This window comes from Xenorhabdus sp. KK7.4 (genome assembly GCF_963876465.1).
Classification (GTDB): domain Bacteria; phylum Pseudomonadota; class Gammaproteobacteria; order Enterobacterales; family Enterobacteriaceae; genus Xenorhabdus; species Xenorhabdus stockiae.
On sequence record NZ_CAWNQF010000059.1, the window covers coordinates 1 to 238 of the forward strand.

General features: G+C 51.7%; 1 rRNA gene. It reads right to left on the reverse strand.

Going from position 1 to position 238, the window contains the following annotated elements:
* Positions 1-64, reverse strand: a 5S ribosomal RNA gene (gene rrf, locus AACS90_RS06190); the annotation flags it as partial.
* Positions 65-238: the final 174 nt, after the last annotated feature.

Consider the following 238-nt stretch of genomic DNA (forward strand, 5'->3'; position numbering starts at 1 on the left):
TACGGCGTTTCACTGCTGAGTTCGGCATGGGGTCAGGTGGGACCACCGCGCTATTGCCGCCAGACAAATTCGGGTTGTTATCTCGAACAAGCTGTGACCCTCTTTTGTGGGTCCTTTTTCTCTGAAACTTTTCGTCTTTCTCTCAATCCCCGCAAAACACCTTCGGTGTTGTCAGGTTAAGCCGCACGGTTCATTAGTACTGGTTAGCTCAACGTCTCGCAACGCTTACACACCCAGC